General features: G+C 66.9%; 26 protein-coding genes and 1 pseudogene. 21 read left to right on the forward strand and 6 right to left on the reverse strand.

The genetic code is table 11. The annotated features are described in order from the left end of the window. Window positions 1–75 precede the first annotated feature (75 nt). From ACXJKM_RS21350 to ACXJKM_RS21360, 3 genes are all read right to left on the reverse strand, one after another. The gene (locus ACXJKM_RS21350; protein WP_457355021.1) at window positions 76–780 is read right to left on the reverse strand and encodes a riboflavin synthase subunit alpha; all 705 of its coding nucleotides are present in this window, start codon (window positions 778–780) and stop codon (window positions 76–78) included. 48 nt (window positions 781–828) lie between these two features. Then, window positions 829–2,034, reverse strand: coding sequence for an ammonium transporter (locus ACXJKM_RS21355; RefSeq protein WP_268795246.1), 1,206 nt, complete (start codon window positions 2,032–2,034; stop codon window positions 829–831). Between the two features lie 131 nt (window positions 2,035–2,165). After that, window positions 2,166–2,534: an ArsC family reductase gene (locus tag ACXJKM_RS21360; protein ID WP_056195941.1), complete on the reverse strand. Its 369-nt coding sequence runs from the start codon at window positions 2,532–2,534 to the stop codon at window positions 2,166–2,168. A 23-nt stretch (window positions 2,535–2,557) separates the two neighbouring features. On the opposite strand from ACXJKM_RS21360, the gene ACXJKM_RS21365 reads away from it, so the two are divergent. Both ACXJKM_RS21365 and ACXJKM_RS21370 read left to right on the forward strand, forming a co-directional pair. Beyond that, window positions 2,558–3,289: a leucyl/phenylalanyl-tRNA--protein transferase gene (locus tag ACXJKM_RS21365; RefSeq protein WP_056195939.1), complete on the forward strand. Its 732-nt coding sequence runs from the start codon at window positions 2,558–2,560 to the stop codon at window positions 3,287–3,289. Further along, window positions 3,286–4,035, forward strand: coding sequence for an arginyltransferase (locus ACXJKM_RS21370; protein ID WP_056195936.1), 750 nt, complete (start codon window positions 3,286–3,288; stop codon window positions 4,033–4,035). The genes ACXJKM_RS21365 and ACXJKM_RS21370 overlap by 4 nt, the downstream gene beginning before the upstream one ends. Window positions 4,036–4,209: 174 nt before the next feature. Here ACXJKM_RS21370 and ACXJKM_RS21375 read toward each other — a convergent pair whose 3' ends face one another. Beyond that, a complete protein-coding gene (locus ACXJKM_RS21375) occupies window positions 4,210–5,115 on the reverse strand; it encodes a LysR family transcriptional regulator (RefSeq protein WP_056195933.1) in 906 nt (301 codons plus the stop codon). A gap of 120 nt (window positions 5,116–5,235) precedes the next feature. Between ACXJKM_RS21375 and ACXJKM_RS21380 the strand changes: the two genes are divergently transcribed. From ACXJKM_RS21380 to maiA, 13 genes and pseudogenes are all read left to right on the forward strand, one after another. Then, the gene (locus ACXJKM_RS21380) at window positions 5,236–6,225 is read left to right on the forward strand and encodes a 2Fe-2S iron-sulfur cluster-binding protein (RefSeq protein WP_056195931.1); all 990 of its coding nucleotides are present in this window, start codon (window positions 5,236–5,238) and stop codon (window positions 6,223–6,225) included. 11 nt (window positions 6,226–6,236) lie between these two features. Continuing rightward, window positions 6,237–7,283 (forward strand): gentisate 1,2-dioxygenase, encoded by a 1,047-nt coding sequence (gene gtdA, locus ACXJKM_RS21385; RefSeq protein ID WP_457355025.1) that lies wholly within the window; start codon window positions 6,237–6,239, stop codon window positions 7,281–7,283. Between the two features lie 23 nt (window positions 7,284–7,306). Continuing rightward, window positions 7,307–8,002, forward strand: a complete 696-nt coding sequence (locus ACXJKM_RS21390) for a fumarylacetoacetate hydrolase family protein (RefSeq protein WP_457355027.1) — start codon at window positions 7,307–7,309, stop codon at window positions 8,000–8,002. Between the two features lie 33 nt (window positions 8,003–8,035). After that, window positions 8,036–9,295 (forward strand): aromatic ring-hydroxylating dioxygenase subunit alpha, encoded by a 1,260-nt coding sequence (locus tag ACXJKM_RS21395; RefSeq protein ID WP_056195921.1) that lies wholly within the window; start codon window positions 8,036–8,038, stop codon window positions 9,293–9,295. A 3-nt stretch (window positions 9,296–9,298) separates the two neighbouring features. Further along, window positions 9,299–9,781, forward strand: coding sequence for an aromatic-ring-hydroxylating dioxygenase subunit beta (locus tag ACXJKM_RS21400; protein ID WP_200955258.1), 483 nt, complete (start codon window positions 9,299–9,301; stop codon window positions 9,779–9,781). A gap of 11 nt (window positions 9,782–9,792) precedes the next feature. Next, the gene (locus tag ACXJKM_RS21405) at window positions 9,793–10,110 is read left to right on the forward strand and encodes a non-heme iron oxygenase ferredoxin subunit (RefSeq protein WP_056195918.1); all 318 of its coding nucleotides are present in this window, start codon (window positions 9,793–9,795) and stop codon (window positions 10,108–10,110) included. A 23-nt stretch (window positions 10,111–10,133) separates the two neighbouring features. Next, window positions 10,134–11,291: an ABC transporter substrate-binding protein gene (locus tag ACXJKM_RS21410; RefSeq protein ID WP_056195916.1), complete on the forward strand. Its 1,158-nt coding sequence runs from the start codon at window positions 10,134–10,136 to the stop codon at window positions 11,289–11,291. A 10-nt stretch (window positions 11,292–11,301) separates the two neighbouring features. Continuing rightward, complete coding sequence (locus tag ACXJKM_RS21415; RefSeq protein ID WP_056195913.1) at window positions 11,302–12,222, forward strand: branched-chain amino acid ABC transporter permease; 921 nt, start codon at window positions 11,302–11,304, stop codon at window positions 12,220–12,222. A gap of 13 nt (window positions 12,223–12,235) precedes the next feature. Then, window positions 12,236–13,231, forward strand: coding sequence for a branched-chain amino acid ABC transporter permease (locus ACXJKM_RS21420; protein ID WP_056195912.1), 996 nt, complete (start codon window positions 12,236–12,238; stop codon window positions 13,229–13,231). A 71-nt stretch (window positions 13,232–13,302) separates the two neighbouring features. Continuing rightward, window positions 13,303–13,701, forward strand: a pseudogene (locus ACXJKM_RS21425) (ATP-binding cassette domain-containing protein); the annotation flags it as partial. A 204-nt stretch (window positions 13,702–13,905) separates the two neighbouring features. Beyond that, window positions 13,906–13,983, forward strand: a complete 78-nt coding sequence (locus ACXJKM_RS21430) for an ABC transporter ATP-binding protein C-terminal domain-containing protein (RefSeq protein WP_457325456.1) — start codon at window positions 13,906–13,908, stop codon at window positions 13,981–13,983. Beyond that, window positions 13,980–14,705, forward strand: coding sequence for an ABC transporter ATP-binding protein (locus ACXJKM_RS21435; protein ID WP_056195907.1), 726 nt, complete (start codon window positions 13,980–13,982; stop codon window positions 14,703–14,705). Before ACXJKM_RS21430 ends, ACXJKM_RS21435 begins: the two co-directional genes overlap by 4 nt. Before the next feature lie 2 nt (window positions 14,706–14,707). Then, the gene (maiA, locus tag ACXJKM_RS21440) at window positions 14,708–15,361 is read left to right on the forward strand and encodes a maleylacetoacetate isomerase (RefSeq protein ID WP_056195904.1); all 654 of its coding nucleotides are present in this window, start codon (window positions 14,708–14,710) and stop codon (window positions 15,359–15,361) included. 46 nt (window positions 15,362–15,407) lie between these two features. Here the strand turns inward: maiA and ACXJKM_RS21445 are convergent, their stop codons facing one another. Further along, a complete protein-coding gene (locus ACXJKM_RS21445) occupies window positions 15,408–16,670 on the reverse strand; it encodes a pyridoxal-dependent decarboxylase, exosortase A system-associated (RefSeq protein ID WP_056195901.1) in 1,263 nt (420 codons plus the stop codon). Next, on the reverse strand, window positions 16,667–18,256 hold the full coding sequence (locus tag ACXJKM_RS21450) for an acyl-CoA ligase (AMP-forming), exosortase A system-associated (protein ID WP_457355032.1): 1,590 nt from the start codon (window positions 18,254–18,256) through the stop codon (window positions 16,667–16,669). Before ACXJKM_RS21450 ends, ACXJKM_RS21445 begins: the two co-directional genes overlap by 4 nt. 102 nt (window positions 18,257–18,358) lie before the next feature. Between ACXJKM_RS21450 and ACXJKM_RS21455 the strand changes: the two genes are divergently transcribed. The 6 genes from ACXJKM_RS21455 to ACXJKM_RS21480 are packed head-to-tail and all read left to right on the forward strand — an operon-like array spanning window position 18,359 to window position 23,252. Beyond that, window positions 18,359–18,613: an acyl carrier protein gene (locus tag ACXJKM_RS21455; protein ID WP_056195895.1), complete on the forward strand. Its 255-nt coding sequence runs from the start codon at window positions 18,359–18,361 to the stop codon at window positions 18,611–18,613. 17 nt (window positions 18,614–18,630) lie between these two features. Next, complete coding sequence (locus tag ACXJKM_RS21460; protein WP_457355034.1) at window positions 18,631–19,812, forward strand: DegT/DnrJ/EryC1/StrS family aminotransferase; 1,182 nt, start codon at window positions 18,631–18,633, stop codon at window positions 19,810–19,812. Between the two features lie 5 nt (window positions 19,813–19,817). After that, a complete protein-coding gene (locus ACXJKM_RS21465; RefSeq protein ID WP_157281412.1) occupies window positions 19,818–20,861 on the forward strand; it encodes a GNAT family N-acetyltransferase in 1,044 nt (347 codons plus the stop codon). Then, entirely contained in the window at window positions 20,858–21,667 is an 810-nt protein-coding gene (locus ACXJKM_RS21470) for a hydrolase 2, exosortase A system-associated (protein WP_457355036.1), read from the forward strand. The genes ACXJKM_RS21465 and ACXJKM_RS21470 overlap by 4 nt, the downstream gene beginning before the upstream one ends. Continuing rightward, on the forward strand, window positions 21,664–22,518 hold the full coding sequence (locus ACXJKM_RS21475; protein WP_457355038.1) for a hydrolase 1, exosortase A system-associated: 855 nt from the start codon (window positions 21,664–21,666) through the stop codon (window positions 22,516–22,518). Before ACXJKM_RS21470 ends, ACXJKM_RS21475 begins: the two co-directional genes overlap by 4 nt. Then, window positions 22,503–23,252 carry a tetratricopeptide repeat protein gene (locus ACXJKM_RS21480; protein WP_162247765.1) on the forward strand — a complete coding sequence of 250 codons (750 nt, stop codon included), beginning with the start codon at window positions 22,503–22,505 and terminating at the stop codon, window positions 23,250–23,252. Before ACXJKM_RS21475 ends, ACXJKM_RS21480 begins: the two co-directional genes overlap by 16 nt. Window positions 23,253–23,255 lie beyond the last annotated feature (3 nt).

The following is a 23,255-nucleotide window of genomic DNA, read 5'->3' on the forward strand; positions in this document are numbered from 1 at the left end:
TAACGATGGAAGTGATTCTGGAAATTGCGCCCTCAAAGCCTCGCCAAGATCGAGGCGGGGGGTATCAAGAAAGCATCAAGATTTGCTTATCGCGAGCTGAGTGATGTCGATGCCGCGCTCCCGCGCAATCGCCTCCAGCACAGGCAGCAGCGGGCCCAGCTTCTCGTCCAGCGCGTCGCGCACCGTGTCGACGACCACCTGCGTGCTTCGCTCGATCTCGATGTGGATGGCGTCGCCCACACCCTTGTCGCCAAAGGTCGTCATGCGCAGCGTCTCGGGAATGAGCCACACCTCGAACCAGCCCGACCCGTCGCGCTCGCGCCGGGCCTCGGCGACGGTCAGGCTGCAGCCGTTGACGCCGATATAGCCCTTGGCAAAGACATAACGCATCCACGGCGCGGGCAGCGCGAAGCGGATGACGTGGTTGTTGTCGGGCTTGCGGATCTCGGCAATGCGGGCGGAGACGTCCACGTGGCCGGACAGCGGATGGCCGCCGATCTCGACGCCTTCCCGGGCCGCGCGCTCGACGTTCAGGCCAGAGCCCGCCATCAGGCCGCCCAGCGTGGTGAGGCTGAGCGTCTGCGCCATCACGTCAAAGCTGGCCACACCGGGTGCTGGCCGCTCGGTGACGGTCAGGCAGACGCCGTCGCAGGAGACGCTGGCGCCAATGGCCAGCTCAGCGTCGAAGCCCTGCGGGAACTTCAGATGCAGGGTGTGCAGGCCCTCACGGGCCTCGATGGATTCGACGCGGGCGACGCCCTGGACAATGCCTGTGAACATGGAAAACAGGCCTCCAGGGAGGCCTTTTTGAACAGCGTTCGGGCCAGCTTACCAGCTGACCTCACGGTCCGGCGTCGAGCCGATCTTGTGGATGGATTGGTCGGCGCCTTCGAACTCCTGTTCCGCATCCAGCCGCAGGCCGGTGATGCGTTTGATGGCGCCATAGACAACGAAACCGCCGGCCAGCGCCCAGGTCACGCCACCCAGCGTGCCGATCAACTGAGCGCTGAAGGACACGCCGCCGATGCCGCCCAGCGCCTTCTGCCCAAAGACGCCGCAAGCGATGCCGCCCCAGGCGCCGCACAGGCCGTGCAGCGGCCAGACGCCCAGCACGTCGTCGATCTTCCAGCGGTTCTGCGTCAGGGTGAAGAACTGCACGAACACCCAGCCGGCAATGCCGCCGGTGACCAGGGCGCCGAGCGGATGCATGACGTCCGAGCCGGCGCAGACGGCCACCAGGCCGGCCAGCGGGCCGTTGTAGGCAAAGCCGGGGTCATTGCGGCCCAGCAGCACGGCTACCAACGTGCCGCCGGCCATGGCCATCAACGAATTGACGGCGACCAGGCCGGAAAGCTTGTCCAGCGTCTGCGCGCTCATCACGTTGAAGCCGAACCAGCCCACCGTCAGCACCCAGGCGCCCAGGGCCAGGAAAGGGATGCTTGACGGCGGGTGGGCGCTCATCGCGCCGTCCTTGCGGTAGCGGTTCAGGCGCGGGCCGAGCAGCTGCACGGCGGCGAGACCTATCCAGCCGCCCACGGCATGCACAACGACGCTGCCGGCGAAGTCATGGAACTCGGCGCCCGTGGCGGCCTTCAGCCAGGCCTGGATGCCGAAGGCCTGGTTCCAGGCCACGCCTTCGAACACCGGGTAGATGAAGCCAACGATGACGCAGGTGGCGGCCAGTTGCGGGCCGAAGCGGGCCCGCTCGGCAATGCCGCCCGACACGATGGCGGGAATGGCCGCCGCGAAAGTCAGCAGGAAGAAGAACTTGACCAGCTCATAGCCGTTCTTCTGCGCCAACTGCTCGGCGCCGGCGAAGAAGTGGCTGCCGTAGGCGACCAGGTAGCCGACCAGGAAATAGGCCAGCGTGGACACCGCGAAGTCCACCAGGATCTTGACCAGGGCATTGACCTGGTTCTTCTTGCGCACGGTGCCCAGTTCGAGGAAGGCAAAGCCCGCATGCATGGCGAGCACCATGATGGCGCCCAGTAGGATGAAGAGCGCGTCTGCGCCCTGCTTGATCGATGACTCCAACGCTGCCTCCGGCCGGCGGCTCCAGACTTGGGCGACATGCACCAATCCGAACCAAACCGCACCGAAATTGCAAATTCAATGCCCGCTTTTAAGGCGTAAATTTGCGGCCAGAGAGCAGCGCAGGCAATCGTTCAGCTCTTCTTTGGTGCATTCAATGCACTCTTCTCGAACGATTCCGCACCAAATCCGAGCGTCCAGTGGCCGTCCGGCCAGCGCACGACGGGCCGCTTGATGACGCTGGGCTCGGTCAGCATCAGCGCCATGGCCGACGCGTCGTCAGTGACGGCGGCCTTCGCGGCGTCGTCCAGCTTGCGCCAGGTGTTACCGGCGCGGTTGACGATCCTGTCGCGGCCAAAGGCCTTGATCCAGGTCGGCAGCAGCTCGGCCGGTACGCCCTGTTTCTTGAAGTCATGAAAAGCGACTTCCAGGCCTTGTTCGGCCAGCCAGGAGCGCGCCTTCTTGACGGTGTCGCAGTTGGGAATGCCATAGACGGTGATCATGGGCGCCAACTTACCATGGCTCCATGATCGACTGGCTTGACGAAGCTTCCCTCGACTTTCCACCCAGCTCGCGGGCGCTGGGCCCTGGCACCGATGCCCCCGGCCTGCTTGCCGCCGGCGGCACCCTGGACCCCGAGCGCCTGGAAGCGGCCTACCGGCGCGGCATCTTCCCCTGGTACGGCCCCGGCCAGCCGCCGCTGTGGTGGGCGCCCGACCCGCGCATGGTGCTGAAGACGGCCGACTTCAAGCTTTCGCGCTCGCTGCGCAAGACGGTGGCACGCTTTGCCTCCACGCCCGGCTGTGAGATCCGCGTCGACTTTGATCGCGCCACCGTGCTGCGTGCCTGCGCCAGCGCGCCGCGCGAGGGTCAGTCAGGCACCTGGATCGTGCCCGAACTGCAGGCTGCCTATCTCGCCTGGCCGGCCATGCACAGCATCGAGACCTGGATGGAGGGCGAACTCGCCGGCGGCCTGTACGGCGTCAACCTGGGGCGCATGTTCTATGGCGAATCCATGTTCATGCGCCGCACCGACGCCTCCAAGATCGCCCTTTGCGCCCTGATCTGCCTGTGCCGCCAGTTCGGCATCCCCTGGATCGACTGCCAGCAGAACACCCCCCACCTGGCCTCGCTGGGTGCGGCAGAAGTCCCACGGGCAGCCTTCGAGGACCACCTCGCCACCCACGTGGGTGGACCTACGCCCGGCCCCTGGACCTATCATCCGGACTACTGGCACAGGCTTCTGACCTCGACGTGACCCATCCCAAAGAACTGCCGCTCGCGCAGATCCAGTTCTATGCCACGGCCGCCTACCCGTGCAGCTATGTGGCGGGCCGCCAGGCGCGTTCCCAGGTCGCCACGCCCAGCCACCTGATCCACGCCGACGCCTATTCCAACCTGGTTGCCGCGGGTTTTCGCCGCAGCGGGCTCTTCACCTACCGCCCCTACTGCGACCAGTGCCGCGCCTGCATCGCGCTGCGCGTGCCGGTCGCCAGCTTCGAGGCCACCCGCAGCCAGAAGCGGGCCTGGAAGGCGCATCGCCACCTGCAGGCCAAGGTCATGCGCCTGGGCTATTCGCCCGAGCACTACGCGCTGTACCTGCGCTACCAGGCCGGCCGGCACTCTGGCGGCGGCATGGACCATGACAGCGTTGACCAGTACACCCAGTTCCTGCTGCAGTCGCGCATCAACTCCCGCCTCGTAGAGTTCCGCGAAACCATGCCTGACGGCAGCACGCCGCTGCGCATGGTGTCCATCCTGGACATCCTCAACGACGGCCTGTCGGCGGTCTACACCTTCTACGACCCGGACGTGCCGGGCAGCTTCGGCACCTATGGCGTGCTGTGGCAGATCCAGCAGGCCAAGGAGCTCAAGCTCAGCCACCTCTACCTGGGCTACTGGATCGAGGAGAGCCCCAAGATGGCCTACAAGGCCGGATTCAGGCCGCACCAGATCCTCAAAAACGGCGTCTGGGAGGATGCCGTTTGCGAACCAAAACAATGACCTGCAGCGTCGGGAAGTCCTAGGCTGATTTCGCAGGTGCGGCTCCTGGCCCAGGCAGCGGCCCGAATCGCAAGCAGGTCGCTGTCCAAGTCGACGTGATTACCCACAGATTTCAGACGTGACGATGGTGGCGGCTCACTGCTTTGTCTTGCCCGCGCCATGCGGCGCCAAGCTTCAGTCGCCGCCGAACATCTCGCAGATCACGCCACGGAGCCATTGGTTGGCCGGCGCACGATGGGCTTGGGCATGCCAGAAGACGTTGATCGCAATGTCCGGCAGCTTGACTGGATGCGGCAGGTAGCTGAGGTTGAAAGGGCCGGCCAATTGCTGCGCCAACCGCTCCGGCACGGTGGCCACGAGATCGGAATCCTGCAGGATGTGCCCGACGCTGACGAAGTGCGGCACAGAGAGCCGCACCGTGCGGTTGATGCCCGCCCGGCGTATCAGTTCGTCGACCTTGCCATGGCCCGTGCCGGCCGAGACGATGACGAGGTGCTCGGCGTTGCGGAAGTCGTTGAGCGTGAGCTTGCGTTTCTCCACCGCGTGCCCACGCCGGAACAGGCAGACGTAGCGCTGGCTGAAGAGGCGCCGCTGGAAGAAGCCGGCCTTGAGCATGGGCAGCAGGCCGATGGCGAGGTCGACGCGGCCGGCCTCCATGTCGTCCCGGAGGTTCACGGCGGTGTTGCGAACCGTGTTCAAGGTGATGCCGGGGGCTTCCCGGCTGAGGCGCTCCATCAGGCGAGGCAGAAAGACGATCTCGCCGATGTCGGTCATGCCGATGGTCATGGCGCGCTGCACCTGGGCGGGGTCGAACTCCACGCGCTGGTTGATGCCGCTGTGAATCATCGAGAGCGCGTAGCCGATGGGCTCCGCCAGCTGCTCGGCAAACGGCGTGGGCATCATGCCCTTGGGCGTTCGCACGAAAAGCTCGTCACCGAACTGCTTGCGCAGCTTGGCCAGCGTGTTGCTGACGGCCGGCTGCGTGAGCTCCATCAGCTCCGCCACCCTGGACACCCGGCGTTCCGCCATCAAGTGGTGGAACAGCACGAGTTGGTTGAGATCGATGTCTCCGAGCTCCATGCGTCGTCTCCGCCGTCACATCATTCCTGGTGATGTGATCTATTCATCAGATTCTATTGGCTGAGGTCACCGAAGTGGACAACATGCCGCCAATCGCAAACGACTTGGCCGGCAAGCTGCATGGAAGTCCTCATCCAACCACTGAATCGCGTCATCCATGTCGAGCCGGGCGCGAATCTGCTGGAGGCATTGCAGGCGGCCCAGGTGCCGATGTCCTACTCCTGCATGGCCGGCCGTTGCGGCACCTGCCGCTGCAAGCTGCTCGAGGGCGAGGTGCTGGAGGGAGGCAAGGAGCAGCAGCGCCCCTTGGACGGCGCAGACAGCTACGTGCTGGCGTGCCGGACCTATCTGACCGAGCCCTGTGTGATCGAGATCCCGGAGCCGGACGAGATCGTGGTGCACCCGGCGCGCATCCTGAAAGCCACGGTCACGGCAGTCGAGGACATGACGCATGACATCAAGCGCGTGGTCCTGAAGCCGGCCAAGCCGTTGGCGTTCTCGCCAGGGCAATACGCTCAACTGCAGTTCACGCCGGAACATGCCAGGCCCTATTCAATGGCAGGCATTCCGCTCGAGGGCGGCGATCTTGAGTTCCATGTGCGCGTCGTGCCCGACGGGCGCGTCAGCGGCTACATCGCCCGTCAGTTGAAGGTTGGCGACGCCGTGCGCGTCAGCGGGCCGCTGGGGTCGGCCTACCTGCGCCGCAAGCACGACGGGCCGATGCTCTGCATCGCGGGAGGCACGGGTCTGGCACCGGTGCTGTCCATCCTGCGCGGTGCGGTTGCCGAAGGCATGCGCAACCCCATCCATTTGTACTTCGGGGTGCGCTCGCCACGGGACGTCTATGGCCTGTCCTGGCTGCAGGAACTGGCCCGCGATCACGCCGGCCTGAAGCTCAACGTCGTCGTCGCCTCGGGCGGCGATCCCAAGCTGCACCGCTGTGGCCTGGTCACCGATGTCATCGATCAAGACCTCGGCGACCTGCGCGGTTGGCGCGCTTACCTGTGCGGCTCACCACCGATGGTGGAAGCGGCCTCGCTGATGGTGCGCCGCAAGGGCATCGAGCCCGAGCGCATCCATGCCGACGCCTTCTACACCCAAGGAACCTGAGGAGACCCCTTATGCATGCTGCCGCCTTGAGCGCCGAGCAGCGGGCCGCGCGCGCGACCTTCTACGAACGAATCGGCACCCAGAACATGACGCCGCTGTGGGAGGTACTCGGCGCGCTGGTGCCGCCGCAGCCCCGCTCGCCTTTGCAGGCAGCGCTGTGGCGCTATGCGGAGCTGCGCGAGCAGGTGATGGAGGCTGGCCGGCTCATCACCGCCGAGGAAGCCGAGCGCCGCGTGCTGATCCTGGAGAACCCGGCGCTACGGGGCCATTCGTCGATCACGCAGTCGCTGTACGCGGGCCTGCAGCTGATCCTTCCTGGCGAGGTCGCACCCGCGCATCGGCACACCCAGTCGGCATTGCGCCTCGTGCTCGATGGCGAAGGCGCCTACACCGCGGTCGACGGCGAGCGCACGACGATGCGCCGCGGCGACTTCATCATCACCCCGGCCTGGACCTKSCACGACCACGGCAACCTCGGCACCGATCCGGTCGTGTGGCTGGACGGGCTGGACATCCCSATCGTCCGCTTYCTTGACGCCGGCTTCTCCGAGAAGAGCGAGAACGCGAGCCAGCAGCTGCGCCGCCCTGAAGGCGATGCCTTGGCCCGCTATGGCGCCAACATGCTGCCGGTGGACTACCAGCCGCGGCTGGCGGAGCCCACCCGTGTTTTCGTCTACCCGTTCGAGCGCACCCGCGCCGCGCTTCAAGGCGTTTCGCGCGGCGACATCGATGCGCACCTGGGCCACAAGCTGCGCTACGTGAACCCGGCGACGGGGGCCTCGCCCATGCCCACCATCGGCGCCTTTGCGCAATGGCTGCCGGCCGGCTTCGAAACCCATACCTATCGCAGCACCGACAGCACCGTCTACGTCTGCCTGGAAGGCGGCGGCGAGGCGCGCATCGGCGACCTGACGCTGCGCATGCAGGAGAACGACGTCTTCGTCGTGCCGTCCTGGCACGCATTGCAGCTTCGTGCGGACCGCGACAGCCTGCTGTTCAGCTTTTCTGACCGCCCCGTGCAACAGGCGCTAGGCCTGTTTCGCGAACAGCGCCAATGAACCCCTGACCCAAGGACTCCCACATGAAGCTCGCCCTCCAAGCCCCACCGCTGCACACCCTCGCCATCGCCAACAGCGACGAGCGCGTTGCCGTGAATCGCGTCTTCTGCGTCGGCCGCAACTACGCCGCGCATGCCCGCGAGATGGGCAAGGACCCGGACCGCGAAGCGCCGTTCTTCTTCATGAAGCCGGCAAGCGCCGTCGTCGACGCGGCCGCGCCGGTGAGCGTGCCCTATCCGCCGCAGACCAAGAACTACCACCACGAGATCGAACTCGTCGTGGTGCTGGGCAAGGGCGGGCGCAACATCCCGGCCGCACAGGCGCTCGACCATGTCTACGGCTATGCCGTCGGCCTGGACATGACGCGCCGCGACCTGCAGCTCGAAGCCCGCGACAAGGGCCGGCCCTGGGAGTTCGGCAAGTCCTTCTCCCAATCGGCGCCCATCGGTGCGGTCCATCGGGCCGCAGACATCGGGCATCCCGCCGAAGCCGCCATCAGCCTGACCGTCAACGGCCAGGCACGCCAGTCATCCGACATCGCGAAGCTGATCTGGTCCGTGGCCGAGTCGATTGCCGTGCTGTCCGAGTTCGAGGAGCTGCAGCCCGGTGACGTGCTGATGACCGGCACGCCGGAGGGCGTGAACGCCGTGGTGGCGGGTGACGTGATGCTCGGTGCGATCTCCGGCCTCGGGCAGATCGAAGTGCGCGTCACGGCCTGAAGGCTGAGCGCCCAGAACAACAAGGAGACAGGCATGGCCGACACGTCCACCATCTTCCCGACCGAGGCCCGGTGGGAAGGCGAGGGGAGCTCCCGCATCCCCTTCCTGGCCTACACCAGTGAGCAGCTCTACCAACGCGAGCTGGAGCGCTTCTTCTACAAGGGCCACTGGTGCTACGTCGGCCTGGAGGCCGAGGTGCCCAACGTGGGCGACTTCAAGCGCACCGTCATCGGTGAGCGATCGGTCATCATGGCGCGCGACAACGACGGCGCGATCAACGTGATCGAGAACGTCTGCGCGCATCGCGGCATGCGCTTTTGCCGCGAGCGGCACGGCAACCGCAAGGAGTTCGTCTGCCCCTACCACCAGTGGAGCTACACGCTCAAGGGCGACCTGCAGGGCGTGCCGTTCCGGCGCGGCATCAAGCAGGACGGCCAGGTGCACGGCGGCATGCCGGCGGACTTCAAGACCAGCGACCATGCGCTGACCAAGCTCAAGGTTGCCGTGCGCGGCGGCGTGGTGTTCGCCTCGTTCGATCCTGACGTCGAGTCCTTCGAGGACTTCATGGGCCCGACCATCCTGGGCTACTTCGACCGCATGTTCAACGGCCGCAAGCTCAAGATCCTCGGCTACAACCGCCAGCGCATCCCGGGCAACTGGAAGCTGATGCAGGAGAACATCAAGGACCCGTATCACCCGGGCCTGCTGCACACCTGGTTCGTCACCTTCGGGCTCTGGCGCGCCGACAACAAGTCGCAACTCCGCATGGACGACCACCATCGCCATGCGTCCATGATCTCGACGCGCGGCAGCGCCGGCAAGTCGGAGCAGGTGACCCAGGTCTCCAGCTTCAAGGAGACCATGCAGCTGCACGACCCGAGCTTCCTGGACATCGTCCCGGAGCCCTGGTGGGGCGGGCCGACTGCGGTGATGACGACGATCTTCCCGAGCGTCATCCTGCAGCAGCAGGTCAACAGCGTGTCGACCCGCCACATCCAGCCCAGCGGCCACGGCAGCTTCGACTTCGTCTGGACCCATTTCGGCTACGAGGACGACACCGAGGAGATGACCCAGCGGCGCCTGCGCCAATCCAACCTGTTCGGCCCGGCYGGCTTCGTCTCGGCCGAYGACGGCGAGGTGATCGAGTTCTCGCAGCAGGCGTTCGAGAGCAAGCCCTTCCACCGCACGCTGGCCGAGCTSGGCGGGCGCGAGGTCGAGGACACGGAGCACATGGTCACCGAGACGCTGATACGCGGCATGTACCGCTACTGGCGCCAGGTGATGGAGGACTGAGCCATGGCCGCATCCATCAACTTCGAGGACTGGCTGGCACTCAGCCAGCTGTACGCCGACTACGCCGCCGCCGTCGACTCCGGCAACTGGGACCTCTGGCCCGAGTTCTTCGTCGACGACTGCGTCTACCGCCTGCAGCCACGCGAAAACCATGAGCGCGGCTTCCCGCTGGCCACGCTGGCCTTCACCAGCAAGGGCATGCTCAAGGACAGGGTCTACGGCATCAAGGAGACGCTGTTCCACGACCCCTACTACCAGCGCCACATCGTCGGTGCGCCCGTGGTGCGCCGCGCTGAAGCCGACTGCATCGAGTCCGAAGCGAACTACGCGGTGCTGCGCACCAAGCTGTCCGAGGCCAGCACCGTGTTCAACGTCGGGCGCTATATCGACGTGGTCGTGCGCACGCCGGGCGGCTTCAAGTTCGCGTCGCGCGAGTGCATCTACGACAGCGAAATGATCCCGAACTCCATCATCTATCCCATCTGAAAGCGACGCCCATGAGCCATGACAACTGGATCGACGCCCTGGGTCGCGATCAGCTGCCTGCCGACGACGTGATCGGCGTCGCGGTCGCGGGCCGCGACATCGCCGTCTACACCGTCGGCGACGAGGTGTACGCCACCGACAACATCTGCACGCATGGCCATGCGCGGCTGTGCGACGGCTTCCTGGACGGCCACGAGATCGAGTGCCCGCTGCACCAGGGCAAGTTCGACGTTCGCGACGGGCGCCCGATGTGCGAGCCGGTCACCGAGGCCCTGCGCAGCTACCCCGTGAAGATCGACGGCCAGCGCGTTTATCTGCAGATCGACTGACCCACTACTACAAGGAGACAAGCATGAGCACGACATCCAAGATGATCATCCTGGGCGCCACTGCGCTGGCCGTTGCTGGCGCAGCGCAAGCGGCCGTCATCGGCCTGGTGGCGCCGCTTTCCGGGCCGCAGGCCCTCGTCGGGCAGGACCAGGTCGACGGCTTCAATCTCGCTGTCGAGCAGCTCGGCGGCAAGCTCGGCGGCCAGCCGCTCACGCTGCTGAAGGAAGACGACCAGCTCAAGCCCGAGATCGGCCAGCAGGCCGTTCGCAAGCTGATCGACAAGGACAAGGTCGATGCCATCGTTGGCCTGTCCTTCTCCAACGTGTTGATGGGCAGCCTGCCCAGGCTGGTCGAGTCGGGCGTGGTGGCCATTGCCACCAACGCCGGCCCCTCGCCGCTGGCCGGCGCGCAGTGCAAGGCCAACATCTTCTCGATGGCCTGGCAGAACGACGGCTCCGCAGAGGCCATGGGCAAGTTCGCCCAGGACAAGGGCATCAAGCGGGTCTACCTGATGGCCCCCAACTACCAGGCCGGCAAGGACATGCTGGCCGGCTTCAAGCGCTACTACAAGGGCCAGGTGGTCGACGAGGTGTTCACCCAGGTCAACCAGCCCGACTACTCGGCCGAGATCGCGCAGCTGCAGGCGGCGGCGCCGGACGCGGTGTTCGTCTTCTACCCCGGCGGCATGGGCATCAACTTCGTCAAGCAGATGAGCCAGGCCGGCCTGATGGGCAAGCTGCCGCTGTACTCGGTGTTCACCGTGGACGGCACCACCCTGCCTTCGCTGCGCGACGCGGCGGTCGGCGCCATCAGCGGCGCCATGTATGACGCGTCGCTGGACAGCCCCGAGAACAAGGCCTTCGTCGCCGCCTTCCAGGCCAAGTACAAGCGCACGCCCAGCCTGTATGCCGCCACCGGCTATGACGCGGCCCAGCTGCTCGATGCAGCCCTGCGCAAGTCAGGCGGCGACCCCAAGAAGCTGGCCGCGGCGGTCAAGGCGGCGGGCAGCGAGTTCAAGTCGGTGCGCGGCCCGTTCCGCTTCGGCAAGAACAACATGCCGGTGCAGAACTACTACGCCTTCGAGACCTGGCGCGACGCGGGCAAGATCGCGACGCGCCTGGTCGGCACGCCGCTGAGCGCTCACGCCGACCCGTACGGGCAGCAATGCCCGCTGCCTTGAGGGGCCGGGCATGAATGCCACGCTGCTGCTGGCGCAGCTGCTCAACGGGCTGCAATACGGGGTGCTGCTCTTCCTGCTCGCTGCCGGCCTGACGCTGGTGTTCGGCATCATGAGCTTCGTCAACCTGGCGCATGGTTCGCTCTACATGCTCGGGGCCTATGCCGGGGCGCTGGCCTATGGCGCCACCGATTCGTTCGCGCTGGCGCTGCTGGCGGCGGCCGGTGGGGCGCTGGTGGTCGGCATTGCGCTTGAGGTGGTGATCGTCTCGCGCCTGTACCGACGCGACCACCTCGACCACGTGCTGGCGACCTTCGGCCTCGTGATGTTCTTCAACGAGCTGGTGCGCATGGTCTGGGGGCCGCAGCCGCTCTTCGTCCAGGTGCCGCAGGTGCTTGACGGCACCGTGAACCTGTTCGGCTTCACCTATCCCGCCTACCGTTTCGCGATCATCGCGGTCGGGTTGGCCGTGGCGGTGGGGTCGCACCTGGTGATCCACAAGACGCGCCTGGGCATGCTGATACGCGCCGGCGCGCAGTACCCGCAGCTGGTGTCCGCGCTCGGCGTCAACATCGGCTTGCTCAACGCGGTGCTGTTCGGGCTGGGCGCCGCGTTGGCCGGGTTAGCGGGTGCCATGGCAGGGCCGGTGCTTTCGGTGCAGTCGGGCATGGGCGAGCCCGTGCTCATCACCACCCTGGTCGTCATCGTCATCGGCGGCATCGGCTCGGTGAAGGGCGCCCTCTACGCGGCCATGATCGTCGGCGTGGTCGACACCTTTGGTCGCGTGCTGCTGCCCTTGCTGCTGCGCCAGATCGCCGAACGTTCCATCGCCGATGCGGCCGGCCCGGCGCTGGCATCGATGAGCGTTTACCTGTTGATGGCCCTGGTGCTGGCGTTGAAGCCGCAGGGGCTGTTCCCGGCTCGACGCGCCTGATCGGAGAGTGACGATGTCCACTGCCTATTCGCGGCCGGCCACGCTGGTTCCGCTGCTTCTGTTCGCGGGTCTGCTGGCCGTGCCTTTCGTTGCCCAGGCAACGGGCCAGCCGTTCTGGACCTCCTTTTTCACACGCATCCTCATCTACGCCATCGCCGCCTCGGCGCTCAACGTGGCGCTGGGTTTCGGCGGGCTGGTCAGCTTCGGCCATGCGCTATTCCTCGGCCTGGGCAGCTATGCCGTGGCGTTGCCCGCGGCGCATGGCATCGACAGCGGCTGGGTGCATCTGTTGATCAGCCTGGGCGTGTGCAGCCTCGTCGCGCTGGCGGTCGGGGCCATCAGCCTGAGGACCTCGGGCATGTCCTTCATCATGATCACGCTGGCCTTCGCGCAGATGGGCTACTTTCTGCTGGTCAGCCTGAAGCAGTACGGCGGCGACGATGGCCTGGCCATCGCGACGACCAGCCGCTTCGGCGCCGGCATCGATCTCGGTGCTTCGCCGGTGCTCTACGGCACGGCCTGGGTGCTGCTGGCGCTGTTGACCCTGTGGGTGGCCAGGCTGCGCCTGTCGCCCTTCGGCATGGCCTTGCGTGGTGCGCGCCAGAACGCACGCCGGGTGCAGGCCATCGGCCTGGCGCCGCGCCGCGTGCAGCTGGCCGCCTTCGTGCTGTCGGGCGCCATCTGCGGGCTCGCCGGCCTGCTGCTGGCGAACATGAACGCCTATGCCTCGCCGAGCACGATGGCCTGGACGGTCTCCGGCGACCTGATCGTCATGGTGGTGCTGGGCGGCATGGGCACGGTGTTCGGCCCCGTGCTGGGCGCGGTGGTCTTCCTGGGCGTGGAGGAGTTGCTCAAGGGCTATACCGAGCACTGGATGATCGTCTTCGGCCCGCTCATCGTGCTGATGGCCTTGCTGGGGCGTGGAGGGCTCACCGGCCTGCTGCAGCGCCTGCACAAGCCGGCCGCTGCCGGCCCTGTCGTTCAGGCCATTCAGAAGGGGCATGCGTGATGGCCGCCTCCGCACTCAGAACAGACCGCCTGGTGATGCGCTACGGCTCGCTGCTGGTGACGGACAGCGTGTCGCTGGACATCCGGCCCGGCGAGTTGCACGCCGTCATCGGGCCCAATGGCGCCGGCAAGACGACGCTGATCAACCAGCTCAGTGGCGAGTTGCGCCCGCTTGAAGGCCGCGTGCATTTCGACGGGCGCGACGTCACCGGGCACAGCATGGACCGCCGGGCGCGTGCCGGGCTGCTGCGCTCCTACCAGATCACGTCGATCTTCGAGGAGTTCACGGTGCTGGAGAACGCGACGCTGGCGGCAATGGCCGTTGCGCGCCAGCCCTGGCGCTTCTGGCGTCCACTGCTCGATGACGTGGCCGCGCGCACCGCTGCCGAGGAGGCCATCGGCCTGTCTGGGCTGTCGGCTCAGCACGGCTCGCCGGCCGGCGAGCTCGCCTACGGCCAGCGCCGCCAGCTGGAGCTGGCAATGGCCTTGGCGGCCCAGCCCTCCCTGCTGCTGCTGGACGAACCGATGGCCGGCATGAGCGCGCAGGAGTCCATCGCCGTCATGGCACTGCTGCAGCAGCTGAAAGGTCGCTACACCATCGTCCTGGTCGAGCACGACATGAACGCCGTGTTCTCGCTGGCGGACCGCATCACCGTGCTGGTCTACGGGCGCGTGATGTTCACCGGGACGCCGGACGAGATCCGCAATCACCCCGAGGTGCGCGCCGTGTACCTGGGCGAGGAGACGGTATGAATGAACGCAAGCCGTATCTGTCCGTTCGCGGCCTGCAGGCGGGCTACGGCCGTGCCCAGGTGCTCTTCGACATGTCCTTCGACGTCCGGCCGGGCGAGGTCGTCACCTTGCTGGGTCGCAATGGCATGGGCAGGTCCACCACCGTCAAATGCCTGTTCGGCATGCTGCCCTGCCTCGCCGGAGACATCACCGTGGCCGGCGAGCGGGCCAATGGCCGGGCGCCCCATCGCATCGCCCGGCAAGGCCTGGCACTGGTGCCCGAGGGCCGGCAGATCTTCACGGAACTGTCGGTCGAGGAGAACCTCGTGGCGACCGCCCGAGGGCCTGCGGCCTCAGGGCCGGCGAAGGCATGGACGCTGGACGGCATCTACGCGCTGTTCCCTCGGCTGAAGGAGCGCCGCACCAACCTTGGCTCGCAGCTTTCGGGCGGCGAGCAACAGATGCTGGCCATTGGTCGGGCGCTGATGACCAACCCGCGCCTGGTGGTGCTGGACGAGGCCACCGAAGGCCTGGCACCGGTCATCCGCGACGAGATCTGGCGAACCATCCGGCAGCTGAAGGCGGAAGGCCTCGCCCTGATCATCATCGACAAGAACATCAACCGACTGCTGGACCTGGCGGACCGCCACTACGTCGTCGAGAAGGGCCGCGTCGTCTGGAGCGGAGATTCCGACGCCATCCGCAGTCAGCCGCACCTGATCCACCAGTATCTGGGAGTCTGAGCATGAAGCTCTACGGTTTCTTYCGCAGCGGCACCTCGCACCGSCTGCGCATCGCSTTGAAYCTCAAGGGCATCGCCTACGAACAGGTGCCCATCGATCTGCGCACTGAGCGCCACCTGACCGCCGAATACAAGGCCATCAACCCGCAGCAACTGGTGCCCACCCTCGACACGGGTGATGCCCTGATGACGCAGACGCCGGCCATCATCGAGTGGCTGGAGGAGTGCTTTCCCAAGCCAGCATTTCTGCCCGAAGACGCCCAGGCGCGAACGACGGTTCGAGCGCTCGCGGCCGTCGTTGGCTGCGATATCCACCCGGTCAACAACCGGCGAATTCTGGAAACACTGCGCCGCAGCTTTGGTGCCAACGATGCGGCGGTGAACGAGTGGTGTGGCACCTGGATTGCAGCGGGATTCGACGCGTTCGATGCACTGGTGGCGTCGCACGGCCGCAGTGGACCGTTTTCCTACGGTGACACGCCGACGCTGGCTGACGTCTACTTGGTGCCGCAGATTGAAAGTGCGCGGCGCTTCAAGGTCGACATCAATCGCTGGCCGCGCCTGGCAGGCATCGACCAAGCCTGCGCCGGGCTTGACGCGTTCCGGCTGGCGACTCCGGCGTTGCAGCCGGATGCCGACAGACCCGCGGGGCATTGACCCGATTGGCGACCACGCACGATGGGCCAGGGCCTGGGCTGCACGTTCAGACGAGCACTTCCACGCAGGCCGGGTGGCCCAGGAAGCCTTCGGGGCTGGCGCTGCGGCCATAGGCGCCGCTCTGATAGACGACCGCCAGGTCGCCAATCTCGCCCTTGGCCATGTCCATGCGATCGGCCAGCAGGTCCAGCGGCGTGCACAACGGGCCGACGACGCTGGCCGGCTCGGTCGCTGATTCGTTGCGGCCCTGGGGTTCGACGGACGCCGGGTAGTTCTTGCGCAGCACCTGGCCGAAATTGCCGGACGCCGACAGGTGGTGGTGCAGGCCGCCATCCGCCACCAGGAAGACCTGGCCGCGCGAGACCTTGCGGTCAACGATGCGGCTGACATAGACGCCTGCCTCGCCGACGAAGTAACGACCCAGCTCGATGACGAGCTTGGCCTGCGGCAGGTCGGCCTTGGCGCGGGCCTGCAGCCCGGCAAGGTTGTCGGCGATGGGTGCCAGATCGAGCCGCGATTCGCCTGGGAAATACGGGATGCCGAAACCACCGCCCAGGTTCAGGAACTTGACAGGTGACGGCGCGGCCTCGGCCAGGCGCAGGGCCAGTTCGTAGCTCTTGAGCTGGGCCTCGCAGATGGCCTCAGCCTTGAGGTTCTGCGACCCGGCGAACAGGTGAAAGCCCTCGAAGGCCAGGCCATCACTGCTCAGCCGGCCCACCTCAGCCAGCACCTCGGGCAGAGCCTCAGCGTCGATACCGAACTGCTTGGGGCCGCCGCTCATGCGCATGCCCGAGCCCTTGAGCTCGAAGTCGGGGTTCACGCGCAGCGCGACGCGGGCTGGCAGGCCCAGGCGCTGCGAGGCACGGGCCAGCGGCACCAGTTCGCGCACCGACTCGACATTGACGAGCACGCCGGCCGCGACGGCCTGGCCCAGCTCGATGTCGCGCTTGCCGGGGCCGGCAAAGCTGACCTCGTGCGGGTCGGCACCGGCGTTCAGCGCCACCTGCAGTTCGCCCGCCGAGGCCACGTCGATACCGTCCACCAAGCCGGCCATCAGCTGCACCAGCGCCGGCATCGGGTTGGCCTTCATCGCATAGTGCAGTTCTAGCCCCAAGGGCAGAGCCGCGCGCAACTCGGCGACGCGGGCTTTCAGCAGCCCGCGGTCGTAGGCGTAAAACGGCGTCTGGCCGACTCGCTCGGCGAGCACGGACAGGCGCTGGCCGCCAACCAGCAGTTCGCCGTTGGCATCGCGGGGGAAGAGCACGGGGGCATGCTCAAGGGCACGCTTCTGGGGGATGGGATCGCTCATGCAGCGTGCTGTTCAAGCCAGTCGGTCGAGAGGGTTTTGCGATCGATCTTGCCGTTGGGGTTGCGCGGCAGCGGGCCCGAACGGACATCGACACCGTGCGGCACCATGTAGGCGGGCATGCGCGCCTTGCAAGCGGCAGTCAGCGCAGCCAGATCCAGCTCGGACGCGCCTTCCGGCGGTGTTGCGATGACCTGGATGGCCTGGCCGAGGGTGTCGTGATAGACGCCGAAGGCCACGCATTCACCCACCAGGCCGGTGGCGTACAGGACCTCCTCGACCTCGGTCGGGCTGACGCGATAGCCCGAAGTCTTCATCATCTCGTCACGGCGGCCGACGAAGTAGAGAAAGCCGTCGGCGTCGCGCTTGACCGTGTCGCCGGAGAACACGGCGAACTCGGGCAGTTGCAGGCCGCCCTCGCGGCCACCGACGCCGACGGGCAATGGCTTGTAGCGCTCGGCCGTCTTCTCGGCATCGTTCCAGTAGCCCAGGCCCACCAGGGCGCCGCGGTGCACCAGTTCACCGGGCTCGTCGGGCGCGCATTCGCTGCCGTCCTCGCGCAGCACCAGGATCTCGGCGTTGGGGATGGCCTTGCCGATGGAGTCCGGCCGGCGGTCGACCTCGCTCGGCGGCAGATAGGTCGAGCGGAAGGCCTCGGTCAGGCCATACATCAGGAAGGGCTGGGCGGATGGCGCCTTGGCGCGCAGCAGGTCCAGCGTCGCGCGCGGCATGCGGCCGCCGGTGTTGGCGAAGTAGCGCAGGTTGGCGTCGATGGCGGCTGGCCATTCGAGCTGGGTCAGCTGGATGTACAGCGGCGGCACGGCAGTGAGGCCCGTGACCTTCTCGCGCTCCATGGCCTTGAGCACGTCCTTGGGCAGCAGGTAGTTCAGCAGCACGACGCGGGCGCCGCTGTGGAAGGCCGTGGTCAGCTGGCTGAAGCCGGCGTCGAAGGACAGCGGCAGCGCGGCCAGCAGGGTGTCACTGGCACGGTTTTCCAGGTAGCTCGCCACGCTCTTGCCGCCCGCCACCATGTTGCGGTGGGACAGCACGACGCCCTTGGGCCGCCCGGTGGAGCCCGAGGTGTAGAGGATGGCCGTCATGTCGGTGTCGATGACGCGATGGCCGGCATGCGCTGGGCTTTGCAGCAGCGCAGCCCAGTCATGCACCGGCACCGGTGCCGAGCCCGCACCGCTGGTCAGCACCACATGGCGCAGCGACGGGCATTGCGTCAGCACGTCGCCCAACTGGGCCAGACGTTCGGGCGACGTGACCAGCACGCGCACATCGCAGTCCTGCAGGATGAAACCGACCTGATCGGGCTTGAGCAAAGGGTTCAGCGGCACGAAGACGCCGCCGGCAGCTGGCGCGCCAAAACTGGCGACAACGGTCTCGAAGCGCTTTTCCAGGTAGATGGCGACCCGTTCGCCACGGGCCAGGCCCAGTTGCATCAGGCCGCTGGCAAAGCCGCGCACGGCGGCATCCAGCTCGCCATAGCTCAGCGTCGCCGCACCATAGGTCAGGGCCGGGGCGTCGGGCGTGCGCTCGGCGGCAACGGCCACCAACTCGTGCAACAGGGTCGATTCGGGCATGAAAAAAGTATCTCACGCGACCCTTGAGCCAAGGGGTGAGCGCCCCGGGAGCAAGGGGGGGGAGGACGGCTAAACTGCGCGGCTGCTTTTTGGAAGCTCCCAATGGACAAAGATCAGGTTCTCAGCCATGTGCTGAGGCTTCTCGACGAGGTGCTGAGCCTGAACGGCCGCGCCCAGACCTTCACCCGCGACACCGCCCTGCTCGGCGCCCTGCCCGAGCTGGACTCGATGGCCGTGGTCAGCCTGATCACCGCACTGGAGGAGCAACTCGGTCTCGCCGTCGACGATGACGACATCGACGGCGACACCTTTGCCACTGTGGGCTCGCTGGCGGACTTCGTCGCCGCCCGGCTCTGACCGAATCAAATTCGCGAATGAACGTCGACCTCACGCCTCGCTTGGCGCCCCGGCACCCGGTGCCGGGCCCGCACAACAGGCAGGTCGACGCAGAGGCCCAGACGCTGCCCTGCCTGCTTGACCGGCCGGGAGCGCTGCTGACCAGCAGCGGCCGTGCAGCCATTCTGCTTGGCCTGGAGAGCCTGGCGCTCACGCCGGACCAGCGCGTGCTGGTGCCCAGCTATCACTGCCCCACCATGGTGTCGCCGGTGCTGACGCTGGGGCATCAGCTGGGTTTCTATCCCATCGACGCGGATGGCCGCCCCAACCTGGACTGGCTGGAGCAGCATGCACCCGCCGATACGCGCGTGCTGTGCGTCGCCCATTTCTTCGGCCTGCCGCTGGATCTGCGCGATGTGCGCGCCTGGTGTCAGCGCCGCGGCGTGCTGATGCTGGAGGACTGCGCGCACGCCATGTTCGGCCAGGGTGAAGGGGGCGCCGTGGGCGCGCTGGGCGATGTGGTCATTGCCAGCCTGCCCAAGTTCTTCGCGGCGCAGGACGGCGGCCTGCTGCTGGTCCGGCAGCCGGCCCGGCCGGTGGCGCCGCTGACGCCCGTGGGCCTGAAGGGCCAGCTGAAGGCGTCGCTGGACGATCTGGAAATCAGTGCGCGCCATGGCCGCCTGGGGCACTGGCGCCTCTGGGCGAGCCCGCTGCTGGCTCTCAAGCAGTTGCTGCGCGGTGGCAGCGCGCCGGCGCCCAGTGCCGCGCCTCAAGCTGCCCAATTTGATCCAGCGGGCGACTATGCACGCATCGACGTGGCGCTGTGCCATCGCGCACCGACGCGCGCTGCCAGGCGCGCGGCGTTGTTGACGTCCCGCGGTCGCGTCGTCGCCAGGCGGCAGCAGCACTACCGCGCGCTGGCTGAGGCGCTGGCCAACCAGGCGGGCATGCATCCCCTGTTCCCGGCCTTGCCCGAGGGCAGCGCACCCTACGTCTTCCCGTTGTGGGTGGACGAGCCGGACGCCGTCTACCAGGCCTTGAGAGCGCGCGGCGTGCCCGTATCGCGCTGGGACTGGCTGTGGCCAGGGGTGCCGGATCTGGCCGGTGATCAAGGAAAGATCTGGTCCCGCCACGTACTGCAGTTGCATTGCCATCAAGACATGAGCGACCAGGACCGACACTGGGTGATCGACTCTCTCCTCACCTACCGCAAGAGTTGATTGCCTTGAAAACAACTTCAAAGATGGACTGGAAACTCGTTCCGGCAAAGCAATTGGCCGCCCTGGCCACACAGTGGGATGCACTGCAGGCGAAGGCGTTGCCGCATGCCTTCCTGCGCAGCGATTTCCTGCTGTGCTTGCTGGACCAGTTCGGCCAGGGTAGAGAGCTGCTCGCCTATCGCGAGGACGGCACGGGCTGGACGGCGGCGCTGCTGATCCAGCCCCAGGGCCAGGGTCGCTGGAACAGCTTCCAGCCGTCCCAACTGCCGCTGGGACCCGTGCTGCTGCCGGAGGACGAAAGCATCGAGGCGTCTGTGCAGTCCCTGCTGCGGGCGCTGCCCGGCCTGGCCTTGACCGTCGGGCTGACGCAACTGGACTCGCTGGCCCACGTCGGGCCTTTCAATAGCGCGCGGCTGCGCCACCAGCACTACATCGACACGGCCTGGGTCGACGTCGCGACCGGTTTCGAGGCCTACTGGGAGGGCCGCGGCAAGAACCTGCGCCAGAACACCCGCAAGCAGCTGAAGAAGGTCGAGGCCACCGGTGTGACGCCGCGGCTGGAGATGATCGACACGCCCGGACCGGTCGCGTTGGCCATCGAACAGTACGGCACGCTGGAAAGCAGCGGCTGGAAGGCCGAGCTCGGCACCGCCATTTCCGTGGACGGCATCCAGGGGCACTTCTACCGCCAGGCGTTGGAAAGCGCAGCAGCAGCCGGGCGGGCCCGGATCTACCGCTACTGGTTCGGCGACGAAGTCGTCGCGATGGACTTGTGCGTGCACCAGGACGACTGCCTGGTGATCCTGAAGACAGCCTATCAGCAGGCCCACCAGGCGGTGTCCCCGTCGACGCTGATGCGCGCCGAGGAGTTCAAAGCTCTTTTCGACGAAGGCCGCTTCAAGCGCATCGAGTTCTTTGGCCGCGTGATGGAGTGGCATACGCGCTGGACCGACAACAGCCGCCAGCTTTTCCACCTGACCGCCTACCGGTGGGCCTGGCTCAAGGCGCTGCAGGACTGGCTCAACCGCAGCAAGACCCGCGCAGCTTGAAAGCCTCAATCGACGCCTTCTTCCTGCCAGCCGGCGGCGAGCAGCGGCTGTGCCTGTTCCATGCGCCGGCAGGTACACCACGCAGCCGGGTGCTCTATCTGCATCCCTTCGCCGAGGAGATGAACAAGTCGCGCCGCATGGCCACCCTGGCCTGCCGCGCGCTGGCCCAGGCAGGCCACGCGGTCTTGCAGATCGACCTGCGCGGCTGCGGCGACTCCTCCGCCGACTTTGGCGATGCGGGCTGGGCCGATTGGCAGGCCGATGTGCGTCTGGGCCTGGAATGCCTGGATGCCCGCGTGCCTGACTCGGTTCAGGCACCGCTGTGGATCTGGGGCCTGCGCGCCGGCTGCCTGCTTGCCGCCGCCGACTGGGGCCGGCCAGTGAACTACCTGTTCTGGCAGCCGATGACGAATGGCAAGCTGGCACTGCAGCAGTTCCTGCGCCTGAGGCTGGCCGCCGAGATGGCCAACGGTGCGAACAAGGGCCAGATGGACCAGATGAAAACCGAACTGGCCGCGGGCCGCCCGGTCGAGGTCGCCGGCTACCGGCTGGGCGCGCCACTCGCCCTCGGGCTGGAAGCCGCCAAGCTCGCGCCCGCCGGCACGCCCGGCCGGGTCGAGTGGCTGGAGCTCAGCACCCGCGAGGACGCCGTGCTGACGCCGGTCAGTGAGCAGGCCATCAAGGCCTGGCAGGATGCCGGCTGGGCGGTACGCCCGCAGATCGTGCGGGGACCGGGCTTCTGGGCCACCAGTGAAATCGAGCTGGCGCCCGAGTTGATTGCCCGCACCGCGGAGGCCTTGTCATGAGGGAATCGGTGCTGAACTTCGACTGCGAGGGCGAGCGCCTCATCGGCATCCTGGCCGAACCGGCGAACACCGCACCCGCCGAGGTGGGCGTGGTCATCGTCGTCGGCGGCCCCCAGTACCGCGTCGGAAGCCATCGCCAGTTCACGCTGCTGGCCCGGCATCTGGCGAACCACGGCGTTGCCGCTCTGCGCTTCGACTACCGCAGCATGGGGGACAGCCCCGGAGAAGCGCGCGATTTCCTCGGCGTCGACGCCGACATCGCCGCGGCCATCGCCGCGCTGCTGGCGGCCCGCCCGGCCCTCAAGCGTGTGGTGCTCTGGGGCCTGTGCGACGCGGCCTCGGCCGCCCTGCTCTACCTGGAATCGACCGGCGACCCGCGCGTCGCCGGCGTGGCCCTGCTCAATCCCTGGGCCCGCTCCGCCGCGACGCTGGCGCAGACCCATGTCAAGCACTACTACTGGCGCCGGCTGCGCGAGAAGGGCTTCTGGCTCAAGCTGCTGCGCGGTGGCGTGGGCCTGACGGCGTTGCGCACCCTGGGCGGCAACCTGCGCCTGGCCCGCGGCGCCGGCAAGCCCAAGACCGACTCGCGCAGCTTCCAGGATCGCATGGCCGCCGGCCTGCGCGCTTTCAACGGACCGGTGCTGCTGATCCTCAGTGGCGATGACTACACTGCCCGGGAGTTCGTTGGTTTTGCCCGGTCCTCGGCGGCTTGGCAGGGTCTGCTCGTGCGCCCGACGCTGGATCTGCACGACATGCCCACGGCCGATCACACGTTTTCGGCGATACAGGACCAGGACTCCCAATGTCGCATCTGTTTGGACTGGTTGAGGACGCGATGCCTAGCAATCTGAACCCCATGAACTGCGCCGGCCGAGCACTGCTGGCCCTGACCGTTGCGCTGGCCACGCTGCCGGTTTCCGCGCAGATGCAGCGCCCGGCGCTGGCGCCGCCTGGCTGTGGCGAAACGCACAACACCTATGGACCCTTCGATTACCGCACGGCCCACCAGTCGCAGCGCTACATCGTCGAGATTGCGCATTTCACGCATGGCGTCGAGACGTTGACCCGAGGTGCTACCGGCCCATTCGGCAACGACATCGGATACACGCTGGCGGTATTTCCCAACCATCCACGCGCCATCCAGTCCGTCGAACGCCTGGCGGAAAAGGAGAAATCGGATCCCGCCAAAGGCACCGACATGACCGTCGAGTGCTATTACGCCCGCGGCATGGCTTTCGTACCGAACGACCTGGTGTTCCGGATGTTCTACGTGAGCTATCTGATCCGGCGCAATCGCATGGACGACGCGCGCAAGTCTCTCGATTACGTGGTGGAGCAGGCCGGCGACAACCCGCTGACGCAATTCAACGCGGGCTTGCTGTATTTCGACATGAAGGACTACGACAAGGCATTGGCCCAGGCGCACCGCGCCATGGCCATGGGCATGACAAGGCCGGAGCTGCGCGACCGACTGAATTCGGTCGGCCGCTGGAAGGATCCCGAGCCGACCGAGGGCCCCGACGCCGCCGCGTCCGCTGCGTCTGCCACTCAGGCCGCCTCGACTCCCTCGCAGACCTCCCGCTGAGCC

The organism is Roseateles sp. P5_D6 (assembly GCF_054049415.1).